20 protein-coding genes and 1 riboswitch are annotated in these 20,888 nt (G+C 74.3%); of the genes, 17 read left to right on the forward strand and 3 right to left on the reverse strand.

The features are described 5' to 3' along the window. Positions 1–30: 30 nt before the first annotated feature. On the reverse strand, positions 31–2,211 hold the full coding sequence (locus EDD39_RS18640; RefSeq protein WP_123557482.1) for an ATP-binding protein: 2,181 nt from the start codon (positions 2,209–2,211) through the stop codon (positions 31–33). Positions 2,212–2,462: 251 nt separating this feature from the next. On the opposite strand from EDD39_RS18640, the gene EDD39_RS18645 reads away from it, so the two are divergent. From EDD39_RS18645 to mltG (EDD39_RS18670), 6 genes are all read left to right on the forward strand, one after another. Further along, positions 2,463–2,942, forward strand: a complete 480-nt coding sequence (locus tag EDD39_RS18645; protein WP_208765527.1) for a DUF948 domain-containing protein — start codon at positions 2,463–2,465, stop codon at positions 2,940–2,942. A gap of 5 nt (positions 2,943–2,947) precedes the next feature. Further along, complete coding sequence (locus tag EDD39_RS18650; RefSeq protein ID WP_123557484.1) at positions 2,948–3,388, forward strand: DUF6167 family protein; 441 nt, start codon at positions 2,948–2,950, stop codon at positions 3,386–3,388. After that, positions 3,388–6,057, forward strand: a complete 2,670-nt coding sequence (gene alaS / locus EDD39_RS18655) for an alanine--tRNA ligase (protein ID WP_123557486.1) — start codon at positions 3,388–3,390, stop codon at positions 6,055–6,057. The genes EDD39_RS18650 and alaS overlap by 1 nt, the downstream gene beginning before the upstream one ends. Beyond that, positions 6,057–6,536, forward strand: coding sequence for a Holliday junction resolvase RuvX (ruvX, locus tag EDD39_RS18660; RefSeq protein WP_123557488.1), 480 nt, complete (start codon positions 6,057–6,059; stop codon positions 6,534–6,536). Before alaS ends, ruvX begins: the two co-directional genes overlap by 1 nt. A 91-nt stretch (positions 6,537–6,627) precedes the next feature. After that, positions 6,628–7,815 carry an endolytic transglycosylase MltG gene (gene mltG, locus EDD39_RS18665; RefSeq protein WP_244256786.1) on the forward strand — a complete coding sequence of 396 codons (1,188 nt, stop codon included), beginning with the start codon at positions 6,628–6,630 and terminating at the stop codon, positions 7,813–7,815. Positions 7,816–7,931: 116 nt separating this feature from the next. Further along, the gene (gene mltG, locus EDD39_RS18670; protein ID WP_123557490.1) at positions 7,932–9,968 is read left to right on the forward strand and encodes an endolytic transglycosylase MltG; all 2,037 of its coding nucleotides are present in this window, start codon (positions 7,932–7,934) and stop codon (positions 9,966–9,968) included. 94 nt (positions 9,969–10,062) lie between these two features. Here the strand turns inward: mltG (EDD39_RS18670) and EDD39_RS18675 are convergent, their stop codons facing one another. Further along, positions 10,063–10,449 (reverse strand): peptidoglycan-binding domain-containing protein, encoded by a 387-nt coding sequence (locus EDD39_RS18675; RefSeq protein ID WP_123557492.1) that lies wholly within the window; start codon positions 10,447–10,449, stop codon positions 10,063–10,065. Positions 10,450–10,633: 184 nt separating this feature from the next. Here EDD39_RS18675 and EDD39_RS18680 point away from each other — a divergent pair, with 184 nt between their 5' ends. From EDD39_RS18680 to EDD39_RS18715, 8 genes are all read left to right on the forward strand, one after another. Then, positions 10,634–11,458, forward strand: a complete 825-nt coding sequence (locus tag EDD39_RS18680; RefSeq protein ID WP_123560572.1) for an ABC transporter ATP-binding protein — start codon at positions 10,634–10,636, stop codon at positions 11,456–11,458. Further along, the gene (locus EDD39_RS18685; protein WP_123557494.1) at positions 11,455–11,934 is read left to right on the forward strand and encodes a GNAT family N-acetyltransferase; all 480 of its coding nucleotides are present in this window, start codon (positions 11,455–11,457) and stop codon (positions 11,932–11,934) included. Before EDD39_RS18680 ends, EDD39_RS18685 begins: the two co-directional genes overlap by 4 nt. Next, positions 11,931–12,758: a shikimate dehydrogenase gene (locus EDD39_RS18690; protein ID WP_123557496.1), complete on the forward strand. Its 828-nt coding sequence runs from the start codon at positions 11,931–11,933 to the stop codon at positions 12,756–12,758. The genes EDD39_RS18685 and EDD39_RS18690 overlap by 4 nt, the downstream gene beginning before the upstream one ends. A 170-nt stretch (positions 12,759–12,928) precedes the next feature. Next, a complete protein-coding gene (gene aroC / locus EDD39_RS18695; protein WP_123557498.1) occupies positions 12,929–14,113 on the forward strand; it encodes a chorismate synthase in 1,185 nt (394 codons plus the stop codon). A gap of 70 nt (positions 14,114–14,183) precedes the next feature. After that, complete coding sequence (locus tag EDD39_RS18700; protein ID WP_123557500.1) at positions 14,184–14,705, forward strand: shikimate kinase; 522 nt, start codon at positions 14,184–14,186, stop codon at positions 14,703–14,705. Next, positions 14,698–15,792 carry a 3-dehydroquinate synthase gene (gene aroB, locus EDD39_RS18705; RefSeq protein ID WP_030459154.1) on the forward strand — a complete coding sequence of 365 codons (1,095 nt, stop codon included), beginning with the start codon at positions 14,698–14,700 and terminating at the stop codon, positions 15,790–15,792. Before EDD39_RS18700 ends, aroB begins: the two co-directional genes overlap by 8 nt. Continuing rightward, entirely contained in the window at positions 15,789–16,232 is a 444-nt protein-coding gene (aroQ, locus tag EDD39_RS18710; RefSeq protein ID WP_123557502.1) for a type II 3-dehydroquinate dehydratase, read from the forward strand. The genes aroB and aroQ overlap by 4 nt, the downstream gene beginning before the upstream one ends. Positions 16,233–16,306: 74 nt before the next feature. Then, positions 16,307–17,140 (forward strand): AAA family ATPase, encoded by an 834-nt coding sequence (locus tag EDD39_RS18715; RefSeq protein ID WP_425269702.1) that lies wholly within the window; start codon positions 16,307–16,309, stop codon positions 17,138–17,140. Positions 17,141–17,352: 212 nt separating this feature from the next. Here the strand turns inward: EDD39_RS18715 and EDD39_RS18720 are convergent, their stop codons facing one another. After that, on the reverse strand, positions 17,353–18,255 hold the full coding sequence (locus EDD39_RS18720; protein WP_123557504.1) for an SDR family oxidoreductase: 903 nt from the start codon (positions 18,253–18,255) through the stop codon (positions 17,353–17,355). A 100-nt stretch (positions 18,256–18,355) separates the two neighbouring features. Here EDD39_RS18720 and EDD39_RS42100 point away from each other — a divergent pair, with 100 nt between their 5' ends. The 3 genes from EDD39_RS42100 (at position 18,356) to EDD39_RS18735 (ending at position 20,583) form a co-directional block, all read left to right on the forward strand. Further along, a complete protein-coding gene (locus tag EDD39_RS42100) occupies positions 18,356–18,922 on the forward strand; it encodes a TetR/AcrR family transcriptional regulator (protein WP_123557506.1) in 567 nt (188 codons plus the stop codon). 77 nt (positions 18,923–18,999) lie between these two features. After that, positions 19,000–19,806, forward strand: a complete 807-nt coding sequence (locus EDD39_RS18730; RefSeq protein ID WP_123557508.1) for an Fpg/Nei family DNA glycosylase — start codon at positions 19,000–19,002, stop codon at positions 19,804–19,806. A gap of 84 nt (positions 19,807–19,890) precedes the next feature. Continuing rightward, complete coding sequence (locus EDD39_RS18735) at positions 19,891–20,583, forward strand: DUF6445 family protein (RefSeq protein ID WP_123557510.1); 693 nt, start codon at positions 19,891–19,893, stop codon at positions 20,581–20,583. Between the two features lie 81 nt (positions 20,584–20,664). Further along, positions 20,665–20,876: riboswitch (cobalamin riboswitch) on the forward strand. Positions 20,877–20,888: the final 12 nt, after the last annotated feature.

The following is a 20,888-nucleotide window of genomic DNA, read 5'->3' on the forward strand; positions in this document are numbered from 1 at the left end:
TCCGGACCGTCCGCGGGCCGGCGGGCGGGGTCAGGCGCCGACGGGGGAGTACGGGCGGGCCGGGTCGAGCGGCGGGCCGGGGCGGTCGGTGCCGCCGCCGTCCGGGGGCGGTTCGGGGGAGCCGCCGTCGAGGGCGCGGCGGACGGCGGCGTCCAGGTCGAGCCGGGAGCCGAGCCGGAAGGCCGCCGCGTAGGCGTCGCCGTCGAGGCCGTCGCGGGCGCGCCGCTCGCACTCCAGGTGCGGGCCGTTGAAGGAGCGGGAGCCGAAGAACGGGGTGCCGACGGCCCGCCAGAGCCGGTGCGCGGCGCCCTGCAGGACGCGGGCCTCGTGCAGGTCGGCGTCCGGGCCCTCGGTGGCCAGCAGGGCCAGCAGGTCCATCGCCAGCACGATGCCCAGCAGGTCGCGGAACAGGTGGTTCAGCCGCATCGACTCGCGGGCGAAGGACCGGGCCAGCCGCAGGTCGCCGGCCTGCCGCCGGGCGAAGGCCATCGCGTACAGGCAGTAGCCGTACGCCCACTGCTCGCCGTGCTCCTCGCAGGTCTCCCGGAGGCGTTCGATGCCGGCCCGGCCGCGTTCCTCGTCGCCCTGGAAGAGCCGGGCCAGGGCGAGTTCGAACATCGCCATCAGGACGTTGGAGTTGAGTTCGCCGAGGGTGTCGTAGTGCCACAGCGCCTCCTCGAACAGCTCGGCGGCGCGGGCCGGGTCGTCGCCGATCAGGGCCGCGCAGCCCTGGCGGTGGACGGCGTAGGCCAGGGCCCGGTCGTCGCCGGTCTCCAGGGCCTGGCGGCGGCACTCCTCGAGGGCGGGGCGGGCCCGGTCCAGGTCGCCCTGGAGGGTGGCGAGGTAGCCGGTGACCCAGAGCGCCTTGGCCCGGGCGTCGGTGGGTTCGGGGGCCAGCGCGAGGGCCCGGTCGAGCCAGTGCCGGCCCTCGCCGAGGTGGCCGGTGCCGACCCAGAAGTACCAGAGGGTGCCGGCCAGGACGAGGGCGAGCTGCTCCTCGCCGGGCTCGGCGAGCGAGAACTCCAGCGCGGCGCGGAGGTTGGGGTGGGCGAGCCGGGTGCGTTCGGCGGTCTCGGCCTGCCGGGGGCCGAACCACTCGACCTCGCCCCAGGTGGCGACGCCGAGGTACCAGTCGCGGTGGCGGCGCAGCAGCCGCCGGTCGTCGCCGCCGGCCCGCAGCCAGTGGGCGCCGTACTCGCGCAGGGTGTCGAGCATCCGGAAGCGGACGGTGCCCTCGCCGTCGAGGCGTTCCAGCACGGACTTGTCGACCAGCGAGTCGACGAGTTCGCACAGGTCGTCCTGGTCCAGGCCGCGGCCGGCGCAGACGTACTCGGCGGCGTCCAGGTCGAAGCCGCCGGCGAAGACCGAGAGGCGGGCCCAGAGTAAACGTTCCTGCATCGTGCAGAGCTCGTGGCTCCAGCCGATCGCGGTGCGCAGCGTCCGGTGCCGGGCCGGGGCCGTCCGCTCGCCGCCGGTGAGCAGCCGGAAGCGGTCGTCCAGCCGGGCCGCCAGCTGCTCGACGGACAGCGCGCGCAGCCGCCCGGCGGCCAGCTCCAGGGCCAGCGGGATGCCGTCCAGCCGGCGGCAGAGCAGCGCCACCCCGGCCCGGTTGCGCGGCTCCAGCCGGAAGCCCGGCCGGACGGCCGCGGCCCGGTCGGCGAACAGCAGCATCGCCTCCGGGTCCGCCCCGTCGCCGTCGGCCGCCAGGTACGGCAGCGGGGCCAGCGGCAGCAGGTGCTCGCCCGCGGCGCGCAGCGACTGCCGGGAGGTGGCGAGCACCCGCAGGCCGGGTGCGGCGCGCAGCAGCGCGTCCGCCAGCTCGGCGCAGGCGTCCACCAGGTGCTCGCAGCCGTCCAGCACCAACAGGGCCTCGCGGTCGGCGAGTTGCTCGACCAGGACGTCCAGCGGCGGGCGGGCGGTGTGGTCGGTCAGCTGCAGCGCCTCCAGCACGGCGTGGCCCAGCAGCAGCGGGTCCTGCACGGGGGCGAGCTCGGCCAGGTGCGCGCCGTCCGGGAAGCCGGCGGCCAGCCGGGCGGCGGCGCGCAGCGCCAGGCGGGACTTGCCGACGCCGCCCGGGCCGGTCACCGTGACCAGCCGGGCCCGGGCCACCAGGGCGGACAGCCGGTCGAGTTCGGCGGCCCGGCCGACGAAGCTGGTGACCTCGGCGGGCAGCCGGCCCGGGCTCCTCGACGCTGCCGACGTGCTGTTCATGGGACGCCCCCGTCCGTACCGGTGCACCACCGGGGACCGGCAGGAGACCGGAACCGGCGGGCCCGCGCTCCGCGAGCCACACCCCCAACGAGGTGACCTGACGGTAGGTTACGCGCCGGGTTCGCACACCCGACCGGGCCGGGGCCGGGCCACCGGCGGATATACCGGTCGGGGAGCGAGCCGTGGTCACGGTAGGGTTCAACCCTGGGATCGCAAGAGTTTCGCAAGCACAGCCGAGGGAGCGCGCGAAGGTGTCCGTGGGAGAGCTGGCCGGGCTGCTGGTGGCCGTCTTCTGGGCGGTCCTGGTCACCCTGCTCGCCGTGGTGCTGGTGCGGCTGTCCAAGGTGCTGCGGGAGGCGACCGCGCTGGTCTCCGCCGTCACCGAGCAGGCCGTGCCGCTGCTGCAGGACGCGAACAGCGCCGTCCGCAGCGCGCACGAGCAGCTGGAGCGGGTCGACGAGATCACCGCCAACGTGCAGGACGCGGCGGCCGACGCCAAGGCGCTGTCCTCGACCGTGGCGGCGACGCTGGGCGGGCCGCTGGTGAAGCTGGCGGCGTTCAGCTACGGCGTCCGCAAGGCCGCCGCCCGGCAGCAGGCCGGGCCGGTCGGGGTGCCGCAACAGGCCGGTGAGCGCGAGGAGTTGGCCCGGATGATCCGGGCCGAGGTGCGGGCCGCGACGGCGCCGCGCGGCGGGTTGCTGGCCAAGGTCCGCCGGGCCGTGAGGGGCTGACCGCGATGGTGCGCAGGATCTTCTGGATGGCCGTCGGCGCGGGTGCCGCGGTCTGGGCCGCGAACAAGGCCAACGAGGCGGTGCACCGCCTCACCCCGGACTCGCTGTCCGGCACCGCCGCCCGCGGCGCGCTCCACCTCGGCGACGCCGCCAGGCGCTTCGCCCGGGACGTCCGCTCCGGCATGGACGAGCGCGAGCGCCAGCTGCGCGCCGACCTCGGCCTGGACGGCACCGCCGTGGTCGAGCCGCCGCGCCGCCGGGCGCTGAGCGGATCGGCGGCCGCCGACGACGGGGTCCGAGCTATCTCGGCGGCCCCGGGCTCCCCGGCCGCCGCCCTGCCCCCGTCCTCGCGCACCGAGCGCCGCACCACCCCCCAGACCATCGTCGCCAAGCCCCGACAGCGCGAGCTGCCGGGCCGCACGACCGACCGGAAGGACCCCCACTGATGGAGTCGGCAGAGATCCGCCGCCGCTGGCTGCGCTTCTTCGAGGAGCGCGGCCACACCGTCGTACCGTCGGCCTCGCTGGTCGCCGACGACCCCACCCTGCTGCTGGTCAACGCCGGCATGGTGCCCTTCAAGCCGTACTTCCTGGGCGAGGTCAAGCCGCAGTTCTCGCGCGCGACCAGCGTGCAGAAGTGCGTCCGCACGCTGGACATCGAGGAGGTCGGGAAGACCACCCGGCACGGCTCGTTCTTCCAGATGTGCGGCAACTTCTCGTTCGGCGACTACTTCAAGGAAGGCGCCATCAAGTTCGCCTGGGAGCTGCTCACCGGCTCGGTGGCGGACGGCGGCTACGGCCTGGACCCGGAGAAGCTCTGGATCACCGTCTACAAGGACGACGACGAGGCCGAGCAGATCTGGCGGGACGTGATCGGCGTCCCGTCCGAGCGGATCCAGCGCCTGGGCATGAAGGACAACTTCTGGTCGATGGGCGTCCCCGGCCCGTGCGGCCCGTGCTCGGAGATCAACTACGACCGCGGCCCCGAGTACGGCGAGGAGGGCGGCCCGGCGGTCAACGGCGAGCGCTACCTGGAGATCTGGAACCTGGTCTTCATGCAGTACGAGCGCGGCCACGGCGACGGCAAGGACGGGTTCGAGATCCTCGGCGACCTGCCGAGCAAGAACATCGACACCGGCCTCGGCCTGGAGCGCCTCGCCGCCGTCCTGCAGGGCGTCGACAACCTCTTCGAGATCGACACCTCGCGGATGATCCTCGACCGCGCCGCCGAGCTCACCGGCCACACCTACGGCGCCGACCACAAGTCGGACGTCTCGCTGCGCGTGGTCACCGACCACTTCCGCACCGCGCTGATGCTGGTCGGCGACGGCGTCACCCCCGGCAACGAGGGCCGCGGCTACGTGCTGCGCCGCATCCTGCGCCGGGCGATCCGCAACATGCGGCTGCTGGGCGCCACCGAGCCGGTCGCCAAGGACCTGATCGACATCTCGATCAAGGCGATGGCCCCGCAGTACCCGGAGCTGGAGACCGACCGCAAGCGGATCGAGACGGTCGTGGTCGCCGAGGAGAACGCCTTCCTCCAGACCCTGCGCTCCGGCACCAACCTGCTGGACGCCGCCGTCACCGAGACCCGCCAGTCCGGCGGCGCGGTGCTCTCCGGCGAGCAGGCGTTCAAGCTGCACGACACCTACGGCTTCCCGATCGACCTCACCCTGGAGATGGCCGAGGAGCAGGGCCTCCAGGTCGACGAGGCCGGCTTCCGCCGCCTGATGCAGGAGCAGCGCGACCGCGCCAAGGCCGACGCCAGGGCGAAGAAGATGGGCCACGCCGACGTCGCCGCGTACCGCGAGGTCGCCGACAAGGCGGGCGCGTCGGTCTTCACCGGCTACGCGAACACCGAGGGCGAGGCCACCGTGGTCGGCCTGCTGGTGGACGGCGTCCCCTCGCCGGCCGCCACCGAGGGCGACGAGGTCGAGATCGTCCTCGACCGCACCCCGTTCTACGCCGAGGGCGGCGGCCAGCTCGCCGACCACGGCCGGATCCGGCTGGACTCCGGCGCGGTCGTCGAGATCCGCGACGTCCAGCAGCCGGTGCCCGGCGTGACCGTGCACTCCGGCGGGGTGCTGTTCGGCGAGGTGGTGCTCGGCGCGTCCGCGTACGCCACCATCGACACCGACCGCCGCCGGGCCGTCTCGCGCGCCCACTCGGCCACCCACCTGACCCACCAGGCGCTGCGCGACGCGCTCGGCCCGACCGCCGCCCAGGCCGGTTCGGAGAACGCGCCGGGCCGCTTCCGGTTCGACTTCGGCTCGCCCGCGGCCGTCCCCGGCTCGGTGCTGACCGACGTCGAGCAGAAGATCAACGAGGTGCTGGTCCGCGAACTCGACGTCACCGCCGAGGTGATGACGATGGACGAGGCCCGCAAGCAGGGCGCCATCGCCATGTTCGGCGAGAAGTACGGCGACTCGGTGCGCGTGGTCACCATCGGCGACTTCTCCAAGGAGCTGTGCGGCGGCACGCACGTCGGCAACACCGCCCAGCTGGGCCTGGTGAAGCTGCTCGGCGAGTCCTCGATCGGCTCCGGCGTGCGCCGCGTCGAGGCGCTGGTCGGCGTCGACGCGTACAAGTTCCTGGCCCGGGAGCACACCGTGGTCTCCCAGCTGACCGAGCTGGTCAAGGGGCGCCCGGAGGAGCTGCCGGAGAAGATCTCCGGGATGCTCGCCAAGCTCAAGGACGCCGAGAAGGAGATCGAGAAGTTCCGCGCGGAGAAGGTCCTCGCGGCCGCGGCCGGCCTGGCCGCGGGCGCCGAGGACGTCCGGGGCGTGGCCCTGGTCGCCGCCCGGGTCGGTGACGGCACCGGCGCGGACGAGCTGCGCAAGCTGGTGCTGGACATCCGGGCCCGGCTCGGCAACCGCCCGGCCGTGGTCGCCGCGTTCACCGTGGCCAACGACCGCCCGCTGACCGTCATCGCCACCAGCGAGGACGCCCGCGCGCGCGGCATCAAGGCCGGCGAGCTGGTCCGCGCCGCGGCCAAGACCCTCGGCGGCGGCGGCGGCGGCAAGGACGACGTCGCGCAGGGCGGCGGCACGAACCCGGCCGCGGTCGGCGAGGCGATCGCCGCCGTCCGGGCGCTGGTCGCGGAGCGGGCTTCCTGATGGAGCCCGAGGAGAAGGTCTTCCGGCGCGGCCGGCGGATCGCCGTCGACGTGGGTGACGCCCGGATCGGGGTCGCGGTCTGCGACCCCGACGGGCTGATCGCCACGCCGGTGGAGACCGTCCCCGCCGGGGGCCGCTCGCAGGCCCGGCTGAAGGCGATCGTCGAGGAGTACGACGCGGTCGAGGTGGTGGTCGGCCTGCCGCGCTCGCTGAACGGCAAGGAGGGCCCGGCCGCCGCCAAGGTCCGCGAGTACGCGGGCCGGCTGGCCGGCCTGCTGCACCCGGTCGGGGTGCGGCTGGTGGACGAGCGGATGACCACCGTCACCGCCGCCGCCGGGCTGCGCGCCTCCGGGCGGTCGTCCAAGAAGGGCCGCTCGGTGATCGACCAGGCCGCCGCCGTGGTCATCCTGCAGTCAGCCCTGGAGACCGAACGGGTGAGCGGCCGGGCGCCCGGCGAGAGTGTCGAGCCGGTCAACTGACCGGTACGGGTTAGCTTCCCGGTAGAGGGGCCCGTGCGGGCGCGCGTCCGCACGGGCCCCTCTCTCCTTGCCCGCCGCCGGAAGGGCCCCCGTGACCGACCCGTACACCGCGCCCGGACTCACCCCCGGCCACCTCGGTGCCCCCGTCGTCGAGCCCGAGGGCGCCCCGCCCGGCCTGCCGTACGGCGTCGAGCCGCCGGACCCGCAGCAGGTCCGCACCGGCGCCGCGTGCTGCCTCAGCGTCGCCGGGCTGCTCGGGGTGGCGATGGCGGCCGCGCTCGCGCTGTTCGTGCTCTGGCCCGAGGGCAAGCCGCCGGCCCCCGACTACCCGGGCGGCGGCACCGGCCAGGTCCAGGTGTCGGTGGCGCAGGGCGCCAGCCTCACCCAGATCGGCAAGGTCCTGACGGCCAAACACGTGGTGGCCTCCGCCCGGGCGTTCACCGACGCCGCGGCCAAGAGCCCGGCCGGCAGCAACGTCCACCCCGGCACATACACCCTCAAGGAGAAGATGTCGGCGGTCTCGGCGCTCAACGTGCTGCTCGATCCGTCCAACGCCAACGCCCTGACCGTTCCCGAGGGTTGGCGCTCCACCCAGGTCTTCGCCGCGATCGACACCCGGCTCGGCCTGAAGCCCGGCACCGCCAAGGCCACCGCCGAGCAGCACCTCGCCGAGCTGGGCCTGCCCGCCGACGCCGCCGGGCACCTCGAGGGCTACCTCTACCCCGCCACCTACCCCGTGACCGGCGACAGCACCCCGCTGACCCTCCTTCAAGACATGGTAAAGGAGGCCGACGGCAACCTCGAGGGCCCCGCCGTCGCCGACGCCGCCACCGCCAACGGCGTGACCCCCTACGGGCTGTTGGCCGTCGCGAGCCTCGCCCAGGCCGAGGCCGACAACCCCGAGGACATGGCCAAGGTCGCCCGGGTCGTCTACAACCGCCTCGCGAAGAAGATGCCGCTCCAACTCGACTCCACCATCAACTACGCACTCGGCCGCTCCACCCTCACCACCACCCACGACGACACCAGACTCGACTCGCCCTTCAACACCTACGCCCACCCCGGCCTCCCGCCGACCCCCATCGGCAACCCCGGCCGGGACGCGCTGCGCGCCGCCCTCCACCCCGCCGACGGTGACTGGCTGTACTTCGTCACCGTCCAGCCCGGGGACACCCGCTTCACCGACAGCGAGGAGCAGCAGCGCAAGAACGTCGACGAGTTCAACGCCTACCGCGCCCAGCACGCCTCGCCCCCGGCCTCGGCGTCCGCTTCCCCGTGAACGACAGCGGTCAGTGACGGTCCTTGGCTACGCTGCGGTACGGTAGCGTCTCCGACCACGTGCTGCGCGGACAGCACGCGGATTCGATGGACACCCTGGACGCTGTAAGGGGATCGATGACTGATCAGAGCGGGCGCTACGGCTCCCAGGGCGACCAGCCGTGGTACCCCGGCGAACAGCCCCAGACCCAGGGCCCGTACGGGCAGCAGGACTACCCCCAGCAGTACCCCCAGGGGTACCCGCAGCAGCAGGGCGGCGTGCCGCAGGACGGCTCCTACGGCGGGCAGCAGCAGTTCGTGCAGCAGCAGCCGGGCATGCAGCAGCAGCCGGGCATGCAGCAGGGCGGGATACCGCAGGGCTACCCGCAGCAGGGCGTGCCGCAGGGCGGTTCGTACGGCGGCCAGCAGCAGTTCGTCCAGCAGCAGGGGTACCCGCAGCAGCAGGGCGGCGTGCCGCAGGGCGGTTCCTACGGCGGGCAGCAGCAGTTCGTGCAGCAGCAGCCGGGGATGCAGCAGCAGGGCTACCCGCAGGGGCAGCCGGTGCCGCAGCAGATGCCGATGGGGCAGGGCCACCAGGGCCACCCGCAGCAGGGCGCGCCGCAGGGCGGCTCGTACGGCGGGCAGCAGCAGTTCGTGCAGCAGCAGCCCGGTGCCCGCCAGGGCGTGCCGGGGCAGCAGGGCACGGCCCAGCAGGGCACCCCGCCGCACGGCTTCCCGGTCGGGCAGTTGCTGGGGCAGCAGCCCCAGCAGCCGGGCATGCCGCAGCGCCCCGGGCCGGGCCGGCCCGGACCGGGAGGCCCGCAGCAGCAGCGCCCCGCCGCCGCGGGCGGGCCCGAGCCGGCCGGGGGCCCCGGGCCGGACGGGATCGACTGGGAGGCGGAGGCCGCCGCCCTCGACGCCCCGTCGGCCGGACGCCGCAGCGCCGCCGCCGCGGTCGACGAGCGGGCCGACCAGGAGCACCAGGACTGGGCCGAGGACGAGTACCTGGACGAGGAGGCGGCCGAGGACGAGTCGTTCTTCTCCGAGCAGGACAACTCCCGCGAGGCCGAGCGCAAGCGCAAGGAGAAGAGCAAGAAGTCGGGCCGCCGCAACGGCGGTGCCTGCCTGGTGGTCGCCCTGGTGCTGCTCGGCGGCCTGGGCGGCGCCGGCTGGTGGGGCTACGGCATCTACCAGGAGCGCTTCGGCCCGCCGCCGGACTTCAAGGGCGACGGCACCGGCTCGGTGAACATCACCGTCAAGGACGGCGCCGGCGGCGACGCGATCGGCAAGGCCCTGCTCGACGCGGGCGTGGTCAAGAGCATCAAGGCGTTCAGCGCCGCGTACGAGAAGGACCCGCGCGGCCGCGGCATCCAGCCCGGCATCTACACCATGAAGCACCAGATGTCCGCCGCCGCGGCCTTCAAGGAGCTGGTGGACTCCAACGGCGGCAACGTGCTGATCTTCGCGGAGGGCATGAAGGCCGCTGACGTCTACAGCAAGATCGACGCCAAACTGAAGCTCCAGGCGGGCACCACGGCGAACGTCGCCAAGGAGCAGGCCGGCAGCCTGGGCCTGCCCGCGTACGCGAGCAACAACCCCGAGGGCTTCCTCTACCCGGCCCGCTACTCGGTCACCGACGGGATGAAGCCCGAGGAACTGCTGAAGCAGATGGTCGCCAACGCGCTTCAGCACTACAGCGACCTCAAGCTGGACGAGGCGGCTCAGAAGGTCGGGCTGAAGGACGGCTACGACGTGATCAAGGAAGCGTCGATCCTCCAGGCGGAGGGCAACAACGACCAGGACTTCGGCAAGATGGCCCGAGCCCTGTACAACCGCCTCAACACCACCGCCACCCAGGGCAAACTGCAGCTCGACACGACGCTGCAGTACCAGCTGGGCCGGATCACCTTCACGAACGCCGAGCTCGAGACGAACAAGAGCCCTTACAACACCTACGTGGTCAAGGGCCTGCCGCCGACCCCGATCGGGAACCCCGGTGACGAGGCCATCCAGGCCGTGCTCAACCCGACGCCCGGAGACTGGGTCTACTGGTACGCGATGTCCCCGAGCGAGACCCGGTTCGCGGCCACCTACGACGAGCACCTGAAGAACGTCCAGGAGAACTGCACCGCGCACGGGCAGGGCTTCGACAAGTCCCGCGGGGTCTGCAAGTAGTCCGCGCTGCCGGCGCTCGCGAGCACCGACGGGCCACGGCTCCTGCCGCCGTGGCCCGTCGCCGCCGTGTTCCGGCCTCGCCGGCGACCACCGGTCAGATGCAGTACGGGGTCGAGCCGCCGATGTAGAGGAAGTGCATGTGGGAGCGGGTGTTCGGGCCGTAGACGCCGTCCTGCGTGATGCCCGCGGCGCGCTGGATCTGGACGACGGCGGACTTGGTCTCGCTGCCGTAGATCCCGTCGACCCCGATGAAGATGTTGTTGCACTGCGCGAGAGCGCGCTGGAGCGCCACCACGCCGTCGCCCTGGTTGCCGTAGCCCATGATGCAGCTGTCCGAGCCGTTGTCCGCCACGGGCTTGTAGAAGAAGAAGTCCTGCTTGGTGCAGGTCGGCAGGGAGGCGGCGCTCGCCTGGGCGGTGCCGATCCACAGACCGGAGACGGCGAGTGCGGTAGCGGCGATCACACGGAAGACGCGGGACATCGAAGACTCCTCGATCGGTGGACGAACGAACGGGCGGGGCGATTGTGTGCCGATGACGGTCGGCGCTGGTGAAGCCTTTGCTTTCGATGGCCGGAACTTGATCGATCCCGACTGAAAAGAGCCGCCGTCCGGTGGTCGATACGGCTTTGCGGGGCGGCCGGGTGGTGCGGGTAGCGTGATCCGGATGGAGACACCGGAGAGCACGCCGCACCTGCCCGAGCCGGCCCTGTTGGAGGCTGCCCGCGTCGACGTGGTGCGGGGCGGGCAGTACCTGCTGCGGGACGTTTCGCTGACCGTCCGGGCCGGGGAGCACTGGGCGGTGCTCGGGGCGAACGGGGCCGGGAAGAGCACCCTGCTGTCGCTGCTGGGTGCGGTCGAGCACCCGACCGCGGGCACCGTGAAGGTGCTCGGGCGGCAGCTCGGCAAGGTCGACGTCCGGGAGCTGCGCGGGCACCTCGGGCACGTCAACCCGCGGCACCCGCTGCGTTCCCCGCTGACGGTGCGCCAGGTCGTGCTGACCGGTACCACGCAGTCCATCGAGCCGGACCCGTTCCGCAAGCCCACGGCCGAACAGCTCGACCACGCCGAGGAGTTGATCCGCACCCTGGGCGTCGGGCACCGCGCCGAGAGCCCCTGGACCACGCTCTCCCAGGGCGAGCGCGGCCGGGTCCTGATCGCCCGCGCGCTGATGCCCGAACCCCGGCTGCTGCTGCTCGACGAGCCCGCCACCGGCCTCGACCTGACCGCCCGCGAACAGCTCCTGGAGAGCCTGGACGAACTGCGCGCCCGCTACCCCGAGGTGGCGTCCGTGCTGGTCACCCACCACCTGGAGGAGCTCCCCGAGACCACCAGCCACGCCCTGCTGCTGCGCGACGGCCTGACCACCGCGGCCGGCCCCGCCGCCGAGGTGCTGACCACCGAACTGGTCTCCGAGTGCTTCCGCCACCCGATCCGGATCGCCCACAGCGAGGGCCGCTGGTCCGCCCGCACCCGCCGGGGCACCGAGTGACGGCCGCGGCGGCGTGGACGCTGCGCCCCGCCACCGCCGCCGACCTGGAACCGCTGGCCGAACTGCGGGCCGCGGCGATGCGCCCCGACCTGGAACGGCTCGGCCGCTACGACGAGCACCGGGTCCGGCAGCGGCTGCGCGACGCGTACCGGCCCGAGCACACCTCGGTGGTCGAGGTGCCCGGCCGCCCCGGACCGGCCGGCTGCCTGGCGCTCGCCCCCGACGATCCCCCCGGCACCCTGCTGCTGGAGCACTTCTACCTCGACCCGGCGCTGCACGGCCGCGGCCTGGGCACCGCGGTGCTGCGCGCCGCGCTGGAGCGGGCCGACGCCGCGGGCCTGGCCGTCCGGCTGAACGTGCTGCAGGGCAGCCCCGCCCGGCGGCTGTACGAGCGGCACGGCTTCGCGCTGGAGTCCGAGGACCCGGTCGACGTGTACCTGCACCGCCCCGCCCCTCTCGAAAGGCCCACCACGTGAGCACCCCGCACCGGGCCGCCGTGCTCGGCTCGCCGATCGCCCACTCGCTCTCCCCGGCGCTGCACAACGCCGGGTACGCCGCGCTCGGGCTGGACGGCTGGCAGTACGGCCGGCACGAGGTCGACGAGTCGACCCTGGCGGCGTTCGTCACCCGGCTCGACCCCGCCGAGTGGGCCGGCCTGTCGCTGACCATGCCGCTCAAGCGGGCGATCCGCCCGCTGCTGGACACCGTCAGCGACACCGCCCGCGCGGTGGACGCCGTCAACACCGTGGTCCTCGACCGCGACGGGCGGCGGCACGGCGACAACACCGACGTCCCCGGCCTGGTCAACGCGCTGCGCGAACGCGGCGTCGAACGGGTGGAATCGGCCGCGGTGCTGGGCGCCGGGGCCACCGCCTCGTCCGCGCTGGCCGCGCTGGCCCAGGTCTGCGACGGCGAGGTGACCGCGTACGTGCGCAGCGCCGGGCGGGCCGCCGAGATGCGGGCGCTGGGGGAGCGCCTGGGCGTGCCGGTGCGCACCGCCGACTGGGCGGACGGCGCGCGGGCGCTGGACGGGCCGCTGACCGTCTCCACCACGCCGGTCGGGGCCACCGACGGCTTCGCGGCGCAGCTGACGGCCGCGCCGGGCGTGCTGTTCGACGTGCTGTACCACCCGTGGCCGACCGCGCTGGCCGCGGCCTGCCTGGAGCGCGGCGGCACCGTGCTGGGCGGGCTGGACCTGCTGGTGCACCAGGCGGTGCTGCAGTTCGAGCGGTTCACCGGCGTGGAGCGCGGCCCGCTGGCGGCGATGCGGGCGGCGGGGGAGGCGGCGCTCGCGGGCTGAGGCACCCGGCGGCTTCCGGACGTTCGCTGTCCGCCACCCGGACCGTGGCCCCGGTGGCCTGCGGGACGTGAAAGGATCGGAGTTCGCCCGCCGTGTTCCCGCGGCCGGGCAGGACGAGACGCCGGGCCGGCCGCCGTTCACGGCGCGGGCCGCTGACGAAGGAGCTTTCGGTGGGTAGCTTGCGCTGGCTCACGGCGGGGGAGTCGCACGGCCCCGCTCTGGTCGCGACGCTGGAGGGCCTGCCGGCCGGGGTGCCGGTCACCACCGCGATGGTGGCCGACGCACTGGCCCGCCGCCGGCTCGGTTACGGCCGCGGTGCGCGGATGAAGTTCGAGCAGGACGAGGTGACCTTCCTCGGCGGCGTCCGGCACGGCGAGACCATGGGCTCCCCGGTGGCGGTCATGGTCGGCAACACCGAGTGGCCGAAGTGGGAGCAGGTCATGTCGGCCGACCCGGTCGACCCCGAGGTGCTGGCCGGCCTGGCCCGCAACGAGGCGCTGACCCGCCCGCGCCCCGGCCACGCCGACCTGGCCGGCATGCAGAAGTACTCGCTCGACGAGGCCCGGCCGATCCTGGAGCGCGCCAGCGCCCGGGAGACCGCGGCCCGGGTCGCGCTCGGCGCGGTCGCCCGCTCCTACCTCAAGGAGACCTGCGGCATCGAGATCGTCAGCCACGTGGTGGAGCTGGCCGCCGCCAAGGCCCCGGCCGGCGTGCTGCCGCTGCCCGCCGACGAGGCCCGCCTGGACGAGGACCCGGTGCGCTGCCTGGACGCCGACGCGTCGAAGGCGATGGTCGCCGAGATCGACCAGGCCCACAAGGACGGCGACACCCTGGGCGGCGTGGTCGAGGTGCTGGCGTACGGCGTGCCGGTCGGCCTCGGCTCGCACGTGCACTGGGACCGCCGGCTGGACGCCCGGCTCGCGGCCGCGCTGATGGGCATCCAGGCGATCAAGGGCGTCGAGGTCGGCGACGGCTTCGACCTGGCCCGGATCCCCGGCTCGCAGGCGCACGACGAGATCCTGCCGACCGCCGAGGGCATCAAGCGCGCCTCCGGCCGCTCCGGCGGCACCGAGGGCGGCCTGTCCACCGGCGAGCTGCTGCGGGTGCGGGCCGCGATGAAGCCGATCGCCACCGTCCCGCGCGCCCTGCAGACCGTGGACGTGCGCACCGGCGAGCCCGCCAAGGCGCACCACCAGCGCTCCGACGTGTGCGCCGTCCCGGCGGCCGGCATCGTCGCCGAGGCGATGGTGGCGCTGGTGCTGGCGGACGCGGTGGCGGAGAAGTTCGGCGGCGACAACGTCTCCGAGACCCGTCGCAACGTGCAGTCCTACCTCGAGAACCTGATCGTCCGGTGAGCGAGCGGAGCGAGCAGTCAAGCACGAGCCGCTGTCGGTCACGACGCGACGAGCGAAGCGGGGAGTGGACATGACCGCACCGGCCATCGTGCTGGTCGGCCCGCCCGGCAGTGGCAAGTCCACCGTCGGGCGGGTCCTCGCCGAACGCCTCGGCCTGCCGTTCCGCGACACCGACGCCGACGTCGAGCGGACCGCGGGCAAGCCCATCCCGGAGATCTTCGTCGACGAGGGCGAACCGCACTTCCGGCAGCTGGAGCGGGAGGCCGTCCGGGCCGCCGTCACCGGCTTCCCGGGCGTGCTGGCGCTCGGCGGCGGCGCCGTGATGGCGGAGGAGACCCGGGCGCTGCTCGCCCCGCTGCCGGTGGTGTTCCTGGAGGTGGCGCTCGGCGACGCGGTCAAGCGGGTCGGCCTGGACGCCCCCCGCCCGCTGCTCGCGGTCAACCCCCGGGCCCGCTGGCGCGAACTGATGGAGGCCCGCCGCCCGCTCTACCTGGAGGTCGCCACCGCCGTGGCCGACACCGAGGGCCGCACGCCCGAGCAGGTCGCCGACGCCGTACTCGAAGCACTGGAGTTGAAGAACCCCCATGTCTGACGCCGACGTTGTCAGGATCCAGGTGGCCGGCAGTGACGGCCACGCCCCGTACGAGGTGCTGATCGGCCACCAGCTGCTGGGCGAGCTCGCTCCGCTGATCGGCCCGAAGGCCAAGCGGGTCGCGGTCATCCACCCGGAGGCGCTGGAGGCCACCGGCGAGGCGATCCGCGAGGACCTCGCCGCGCAGGGCTACGAGGCGATCGCCCTCCAGGTGCCGAACGCCGAGGACGCCAAGAGCGCCGAGGTCGCCGCGTACTGCTGGTCGGTGCTCGGCCAGACCGGCTTCACCCGCAGCGACGTGGTGGTCGGCCTCGGCGGCGGCTCCACCACCGACCTGGCGGGCTTCGTCGCGGCCACCTGGCTGCGCGGGGTGCGCTGGATCTCGGTGCCCACCACGCTGCTCGGCATGGTCGACGCGGCCGTCGGCGGCAAGACCGGCATCAACATCGCCGAGGGCAAGAACATGGTCGGCGCCTTCCACCCGCCCGCGGGCGTGCTGGCCGACCTCGGCACCCTGGAGACGCTCGGCAAGCACGACTACGTCTCCGGCCTGGCCGAGGTGATCAAGGCCGGCTTCATCGCGGACCCGGTCATCCTCGACCTGATCGAGGCCGACCCGGAGGCCGCCACCAGCCCGGCCGGCCCGCACACCCTGGAGCTGATCCGCCGGGCCATCCAGGTCAAGGCCGACGTGGTCTCCGGCGACCTCAAGGAGTCCGGCCGCCGCGAGATCCTCAACTACGGCCACACCCTGGGCCACGCCATCGAGCGCAACGAGCGCTACAAGTGGCGGCACGGCGCGGCGATCTCCATCGGCATGGTCTTCGCCGCCGAACTCGGCCGCCTGGCCGGGCGGTTGGACGACGCCACGGCCGACCGGCACCGGGCCGTGCTGGCCTCCGTCGGCCTGCCGCTCACCTACCGCGCCGACGCCTGGCCGAAGCTGCTGGACGCCATGAAGATCGACAAGAAGTCGCGCGGCGACCTGCTGCGCTTCGTCGTCCTGGACGGCCTGGCCAAGACCTCCATCCTGGAGGGCCCGGACCCGTCCGTGCTGGTCGCCGCCTACGGGGAGGTCTCCGGATGAGCACGCCCGTCCTGGTGCTGAACGGCCCCAACCTGGGCCGGCTCGGCTCCCGCGAGCCCGACGTGTACGGCTCCACCTCGTACGCCGGGCTGGTCGAGCGGTGCACGAAGCTCGGCGCCGAACTGGGCCTGGCGGTGGAGGTCCGGGAGACCAACTCCGAGGCGGAGATGGTCGGCTGGCTGCACGAGGCGGCGGACGCCGAGACCCCCGTGGTGATCAACCCCGGCGCGTTCACGCACTACTCGTACGCGATGCGGGACGCCGCCGCGCAGCGCACCGCGCCGCTCATCGAGGTGCACATCTCCAACCCGTACACCCGCGAGACCTTCCGCCACACCTCGGTCATCGCGGCCGTCGCCTCCGGCACCATCGCCGGCTTCGGCCTCGGCTCGTACGAACTCGCCCTGCGCGCCCTCGCGGAGCAGCTCACCACCCGCTGAGCGCCCCCTCGGCCCGGTGGCGGACTTGTGCCCGCCACCGGGCCGACGTGTACATTCGGCGCAGGGAGGTGACGGTGAGCCAGTACGCGCAGAACCAGCACGCGGGGGGCCAGGTGCCGCCACGACCTGCGGCGTCGCCGCAGCCGACGGGCCCTCACCCGCCGTACCCGGGCGCCACCCAGGCGATCCCGACGCTGGGACCGACGGGGCCCCGCCCCGACCGTCCGACCGTCCCGCTCAAGGCCGTCGGGCCGATCGCCCCCGGCGGCACCGGGCACTTCCTGCTCCCGACCGGAGGCACGGTCCAACTGCCCGCCCCGCCGCCGCCGCAGCAGCCCGCGTTCCCGGCCCCGCCGCCCACCGGCCCGCTCGCCGTCCTGCTGATCGGCCCGGCCGGCGCGGGCAAGACCACCGTGGCCCGCCACTGGGCCGAACGCCGGCCCACCCCCACCGCGCACATCAGCCTCGACGACGTCCGCGAATGGGTCCAGTCCGGCTTCGCCAACCCGCAGTCCGGCTGGAACACCGCCTCCGAGGCCCAGTACCGGCTCGCTCGCCGCACCTGCGGCTTCGCCTGCCGCAACTACCTCGCCAACGGCATCTCCTGCATCATCGACGACGCCGTCTTCCCCGACCGCCCCGCGATCGGCCTCGGCGGCTGGAAGCGCCACATCGGCCCCGGCATGATCCCCGTCGTGCTGCTCCCCGGCCTCGACCGGGTCCTCACCCGCAACGCGGAGCGCTCCGGCAACCGCCGCCTCTCCGACGACGAAGTCGCCCGCATCCACGGCCGGATGGCCGGCTGGCGCACCTCCGGCCTCCCGATCATCGACAACTCGAACCTGAGCGTCCCGGAGACCGCCGCCGCCCTCGACCACGCCATCCTCAGCCGCCTGCACACCCGCTGAGGCCGCGCGGGGAGATTCCGCTGCGCGGCGGGGGGCGTGGCCACGTTGCCTGCCTTCGGCCCGCCCCGTCCTCGGCCGCCTGCCTGCGCGCCGGGGCCCCGCGGCGGGGGCTGCTGGCGCTTCCGGCCCTCGTGGTCGTCGGCCGTCCCCACGTCCGCTGAGGTTCCGCGGTGAGTGCGGGGGGCCTTCGGCCCGGGCGGGGTCGGCGGTGGTCAGTCCGCGGTGAAGTAGTGGTCCTCGTCCAGGTCGTCGAGCAGGCCCGGGTGCGCGGGCTGCCAGTCGAGCAGGGTGCGGGTGGCTTCGGCGGAGGCGGGCAGGTCGAGGGGGACGAGGCGGGCGAGGAAGCCGAAGTGTTCGGCGGCGCGGGCCTCTTCGACGGGGGCGGTGGGGAGGCCGAGGCGGCGGCCGATGCGTTCGGCGATCTCGCGGAAGGGGACGGCCCGGTCGCCGACGCCGTGCAGGCGGGTGCCGGCGGGGGCGTGTTCGAGGGCGAGGCGGTAGAGGCGGGCGGCGTCCAGGGTGTGGACGGCGGGCCAGTGGTTGGCGCCCTCGCCGAGGTAGCCGGAGACGCCGGTGGCGCGGGCGGTGCGGATCAGGACGGGGACGAAGCCGTGCCGGTCGAGCGAGCTGTGCACGACGGGGGGCAGCCGGACGACGGAGGAGCGCACACCGTCCGCGGCGGCGTCGACGATCGCCTGTTCGGCCTCGGTGCGCGGGGCGCCGGGGGCGACCACGCTCTCCAGCGAGGGCCGGCCGGGGGTGTTGCCGGCGCCCGTGCCGCCGGTGCCGACCAGCGGCTTCCCGGTGCCCGCGAGCGCCTCGACCAGGGCCCGGACGGCCTTCAGGTCGTCGGCCATCGCGCCGGCGTAGTCGCCGCCGAGCATCGCCTCGTGCTTGAAGGCGAGGTGCACCACGCCGTCGGCGGCCGCGGCGGCGTCCCGCAGGCCGTCGAGGTCGTCGAGGTCGCCGCGCCGGACGTCCGCGCCGAGGGCGGTGAGGGCGGCGGCGGAGGCGTCGGAGCGGGCCAGGCCGGTGACCCGGTGGCCGGCGGCGAGCAGGTCGGGGACGAGGGCGGAGCCGAGGTGGCCGCTGGCTCCGGTGACGAAGACGTGCATGGGTGGACCTCCGGAGATCCGAAGTGATGAGACTTTGTCCCATCACCATAGCCCGCGGAGTCCGATGATGCGACCAAGTCCTGTCACGTAGAATCCGGGCATGGCCAGATGGGACCCGAACGCGCGCGAACGGCTGGAGCGCGCCGCGCTCGAACTCTTCGTCCGGCAGGGCTACGACCGCACCACCGTCGCCGAGATCGCCGAGCGCGCCGGCCTGGCCAAGAGCACCTTCTTCCGGCACTTCGCCGACAAGCGCGAGGTGCTCTCCGGCGGCGACGCCCTGGTCCGCCTGCTCACCGACGCGGTCGCCGCCACCCCGCCCGGGGCGGGCCCGCGGCAGGCCGTCGAGGCCGCGCTGGCCGCCGCCGGGGAGCGCGCCTTCACCGCCGAGCGCCACGGGGCCGTCCGCGAGCGCCAGCAGGTGGTCGCCGCCAACCCGGAGCTGACCGAGCGCGAGCTGCTCAAGCGCGAGGCCCTCGCCACCGCCCTCACCGCCGCGCTGCGCGAGCGCGGCACCCCCGACCCGGCCGCCGGCCTCACCGCCGAGCTCGCCCTGCTCGCCCTGCGCGCCGCCCTCGCCGCCTGGACCGCCCGCCCCGGCCAGGACTTCACCGCCCTGGCGCTGGCCGAGCTGGCCGCCCTGTGCGAAGCCGCCGCCGCCCTCTGAGGCGGCGGCCCGGGCTGTCCGAGCGGCCTGGGAGAATGGACTCCTCGCCACCACCACGACCGAGGAGTTGACCGCCGGTGCCCGAGGGGCATGTGATCCACCGCCTGGCCAGGGAGAACGACGAGCTGTTCGGAGGGCGCCCGGTGCGGGTGTCCAGCCCGCAGGGGCGCTTCGCGGAGGGGGCCGCGCTGATCGACGGGCGGGTGCTCGACGAGGCGGAGGCGCACGGCAAGCACCTGTTCCTGGGCTTCGGCGAGCACTGGCTGCACGTGCACCTGGGGCTGTACGGGAAGTACGACTTCGGGGCGGGCGAGGCCCCGGCGCCGGTCGGCCAGGTCCGGCTGCGGATGGTGAACGACAGCGGCTACGCCGACCTGCGCGGCCCGACCGCCTGCGAGCTGCTCACCCCCGCCGAGAAGGCGGCCGTCCACCGCCGCCTGGGCCCCGACCCGCTGCGCCCCGGCGAGGCGGGCGACGCGGCCTGGCAGCGGATCTCCCGCAGCGGCAGCACGGTCGCCGCGCTGCTGATGGACCAGAAGGTGCTGGCCGGCGTCGGCAACGTGTACCGCGCCGAGGTGCTGTTCCGGCTCGGCATCAGCCCGCACCGGGCCGGCCGCGAGCTGTCCCGCGCCGAGTGGGACGCGATCTGGGCGGACCTGGTGGCCCTGATGCACGACGGCGTGGCCGCCGGCCGGATCGACACCGTCCGCCCCGAGCACACCCCGGAGGCGATGGGCCGCCCGCCGCGGGTGGACGACCACGGCGGCGAGGTGTACGTCTACCGGCGGCACGACCAGCCCTGCCTGGTCTGCGGGACCCCGGTCCGCACCGAGGAGTTGGCGGCCCGGAACCTGTTCTGGTGCCCGCGCTGCCAGCAGTCCTGACGCACCGTCACCACGGCAAGCCTTGACGCAAGGTTGACCCGGTCTTGGGCGAGGGCCCGGAACGGCGCTCCTATTGTCGGGGCCATGCCCGCTCTCCCGTTCCAGGGGCCGCGCCCCACCCCGGCGCTCCCGGTCCTGCCGTACCGCAAGCCCACCCGGGGCCGTGACTACTGGGTGCTGGACGACGTCCTCCCGGACCCGGACGCGGTGCGCGCCCGGCACCTGGCGCGCACCGACTGGGACGAGGGCTACCCGCACCGGCCGGAGTCCTGGCCGGGCCTGCGGGCGATGCCCGGGCTGGAGCCGGAGGAGCTGGCACAGGTCGAGAAGCTGGTCCGGGAGGCCACCGGCGCGGAGCGGATCTGGGCGCTGGGCGAGGCCGAGGGCGGCACCTTCAACCACAACTGCGTGCAGGTGGTGGGCGCGGGGGAGTGCGAGCCGCGCCCGCACACCGACTCGCGCTCGCTGTGCCGCTACGCCGCCGTGCTCTACCTCAACCCGGCCGTCCCCAAGCGCTGCGGCACCAGCTTCTACCGGCAGAGCCTGCCCGGCGGCCGGCTCGGCGGCAACAGCGTGGTCGCCCCGCACAACAACCTGGTGGACGCCCTCGGCACCCGCTTCGTCCCGCCGGACTCCTTCACCGAGGACCTGGCCGTCCCGCACCGCTACAACCGGCTGCTGCTCTACACCGCCAACCTGATCCACACCGCGACCGAGTACCACGGGGCGGTGCTGGCGGAGAAGCGGATGACCTGCGTCTTCTTCTGGATGGCCTGACCTCCCGTCAGCGCGGCCCTGACCAGGCGTGATCTACGCCACCGGACCGGACGCGCCCTTGCCGCCGCGCCCGCGCCGGGCCTACGGTGGGCGGGCCGTGGTGTTCGGGAAGCCGGTGCACTGCGACCGTCACGAGAGTGTTCGGTCGCAGGAGTCCGGAGCGGCCCTCGCCACTGTGATCGGGGAGTCGTCGGCTCCCACCCCGTGCCACTGGCCGCTCGCGGTCGGGAAGGCCGGGAGCCGGCGCGCAACACCCCGTCAGCCAGGAGACCGGCCACGGCATCTCACGAAGTGATCCACGAGGT

The organism is Kitasatospora cineracea, assembly GCF_003751605.1.
Classification (GTDB): domain Bacteria; phylum Actinomycetota; class Actinomycetes; order Streptomycetales; family Streptomycetaceae; genus Kitasatospora; species Kitasatospora cineracea.